Here is a 1,724-nt window from a genome sequence, read left to right as displayed (position 1 = left end):
CGAGGCCGAACGCGATGGTCTTGCCCGAGCCGGTGCGGCCCCGTCCCAGGACGTCGCGGCCGGCCAGCGAGTTCGGCAGCGTGGCGGCCTGGATCGGGAACGGCGTGGTGACGCCCTGGCGGGTCAGCACCGACAGCAGCGCCTTCGGCATGTCCAGCTCCTCGAACGTCTCGACGGCCGACAGCGCCGGAGTGGTGCTCACCGGCATCGCGAACTCGCCCTGAGCGGACGAGCCCTGACGGGAGCTCCGGCCGCTGGCGGGCCGGTCGCCGTAGAAGGAGCTGCCGCCGGAGCGGGATCCGTAGGAGCGGGCGGAGGCCGAGGAGCGGGAGTTGGTGTTCTGGTACGGGGAGCGGCTGGAGCGGTTCATGCGAAACCTTCCTGGGACGGCACGTCGCGAGGAGGCTCCGCAGCGCGGGGCGCCGGCAGGAGATCACCAGAGAACGGGCCGAAAGTATGGGGAGCGGGGCGTGGACGGAGAAACCGTGCGGCACGTCACCTCAGGTCGGCACTCACCGCGGGGCGGGAGCGAGGAACCTCGAACCGTGGGATCTCACGGCAGGGCGCCGATCCGGACGCGGCGCTGTGCGTCTCGCGTGAGGATGGCCGCCGGTGGCGGAGCCAGGGCAGGGGGCCGGAAACGGCCGGGGAATGCGTGTGGCGCAATGCCGAGGGGCCCGCACCGGGCATCATGTACGCGGTGCGGGCCCCTCGCTACCAGGCGGGTGCCGTGGCAGAAACTACAGCGGACGAATGTTCTCGGCCTGCGGGCCCTTCTGGCCCTGCGTGACGTCGAACTCGACCTTCTGGCCTTCGAGCAGCTCACGGAAGCCGTTGGCGTTGATGTTCGAGTAGTGGGCGAACACGTCCGGGCCGCCACCCTCCTGCTCGATGAAGCCGAAGCCCTTTTCCGCGTTGAACCACTTCACAGTGCCATTAGCCATAAAGAAATCTCCTTCAAGGGGCTGTCCGAAACCCGCACAGCGCACGTTTCGAGTCGCCGCGATGAGCACCCACCCGGGGAAGAGCCGGGAAACAAAAAGGCGCCTGCGGAACATCAGCAGGCGCACACAAAGTTCATGGGAACCACTACTGCAACTAAGGAGACTCTAGCAGGCCCGGGCCCATCACGGGCGGACATTCCGCCCCCGGTTCTGCGGTGTCTCGCGCCGGGCGCCGCCGACCACGAGGCCGCAGGACCGTCAACACGGCTGATTGGCAGCCTGGTTGGGCGCCAGCTGCAGCGCCTTCGGAGCCCGCTGCCCGGCTTACCTGGACGGGCGGGTCGCGCGGGCCCTGAGGCGCCCGCCCTGCCACGCCGGCCCCGCACCGCACCCCCCGGCGCGACCGGTGATCATTGCGGGCGGCGTGCGCGAAATTCTTGCCGCAGCTGCGAAATCGAATACGCCGGAAAAGGCCCGCTCCCGCGATTTTCGGCGCATACTGCAGGGGATGACGAAATCTGTAGCAGTTCGCCGTGTCCTGCCCACCAGCCCCTTCAAGGCCCGGATCGAGGCGCCGCGCAAGCATTTCGCCGTCGGCGACCGCGTCACCCACGACACGTACGGCCTCGGCCGGGCCGTCGGGGTCGAAGGCGACAGCGACATCGCGGTACTCGTCGACTTCGGATCGCGGCGGGAACGCATCACCCAGCCCTACACCGCGATGTTCAAACTCTGACCCAGGACGCACGCGGCTCCCGGCCGGGGACACCGCAGCGCACA

At 69.1% G+C, this 1,724-nt stretch carries 3 protein-coding genes; 1 reads left to right on the top strand and 2 read right to left on the bottom strand.

Annotation, left to right across the window (positions count from 1 at the left end; all coding sequences use genetic code 11):
- Together AA75_RS37670 and AA75_RS37665 are read right to left on the bottom strand one after the other, a co-directional pair.
- The coding region (locus AA75_RS37670; protein WP_033824932.1) for a DEAD/DEAH box helicase at positions 1-370 on the bottom strand (370 nt) is incomplete at its 3' end.
- Between the two features lie 370 nt (positions 371-740).
- The gene (locus AA75_RS37665) at positions 741-944 is read right to left on the bottom strand and encodes a cold-shock protein (RefSeq protein WP_030918248.1); all 204 of its coding nucleotides are present in this window, start codon (positions 942-944) and stop codon (positions 741-743) included.
- A gap of 508 nt (positions 945-1,452) precedes the next feature.
- Between AA75_RS37665 and AA75_RS37660 the strand changes: the two genes are divergently transcribed.
- The gene (locus tag AA75_RS37660; protein WP_033824931.1) at positions 1,453-1,680 is read left to right on the top strand and encodes a hypothetical protein; all 228 of its coding nucleotides are present in this window, start codon (positions 1,453-1,455) and stop codon (positions 1,678-1,680) included.
- Positions 1,681-1,724 lie beyond the last annotated feature (44 nt).

It is taken from the genome of Kitasatospora sp. MBT63 (genome assembly GCF_000710465.2).
In the GTDB taxonomy this organism is placed as follows: domain Bacteria; phylum Actinomycetota; class Actinomycetes; order Streptomycetales; family Streptomycetaceae; genus Kitasatospora.
This window is presented reverse-complemented; position numbering and strand designations above follow the sequence as displayed.